At 45.2% G+C, this 725-nt stretch carries 1 protein-coding gene; it reads left to right on the top strand.

What is annotated here, in order from left to right:
- The coding region (locus tag NK356_RS24050; RefSeq protein ID WP_367399324.1) for a peroxidase family protein at window positions 1-725 on the top strand (725 nt) is incomplete at both ends.

Here is a 725-nt window from a genome sequence, read left to right as displayed (position 1 = left end):
AAATGCCCGTTTCATAACGGAACAATGAAAAAGAGTGTAGCAGGAGGAGGAACCCAGAATTCTGATTGGTGGCCTGATCAGCTTAGAGTAGATCTTCTTCGCCAGCATTCTTCCCTTTCTGATCCTATGGATAAGGATTTTGATTATGCCAAAGCATTTGAAAGCCTTGATCTGGAAGCTGTAAAAAAAGACCTTCATGCATTGATGACAGACTCTCAGGATTGGTGGCCGGCAGACTTTGGTCATTATGGTCCTCTGTTTATCCGTATGGCCTGGCACAGTGCCGGAACATACCGTGTAGGTGACGGAAGAGGTGGAGCAGGAGCCGGGCAACAACGTTTCGCACCATTAAACAGCTGGCCTGATAACGTAAGCCTTGATAAAGCAAGAAGATTGCTATGGCCTATCAAGCAGAAATATGGAAGAAACATTTCATGGGCAGACCTTTTAATCCTTACAGGAAATATCGCTCTTGAATCAATGGGCTTCAAAACATTCGGATTTGCAGGAGGACGTGCAGACGTTTGGGAACCGGATTCCGATGTATATTGGGGATCAGAAAAAACATGGCTGGGAGGCGACCTGCGTTATGCTCACGGCTCAGAAGGAGTTGTAGAAGGACAATCAGCCGTGCTTCCTACTGATGATAATGCGGATGGTGATATTCATTCAAGAAATCTTGAAAATCCATTGGCTGCCGTACAGATGGGACTTATTTATGTAAA

It is taken from the genome of Chryseobacterium sp. S0630 (genome assembly GCF_024158915.1).
Taxonomy (GTDB): domain Bacteria; phylum Bacteroidota; class Bacteroidia; order Flavobacteriales; family Weeksellaceae; genus Chryseobacterium.
Note: the sequence above shows the minus strand (reverse complement) of the source record. Positions and strands in the feature narration are given on the sequence as shown.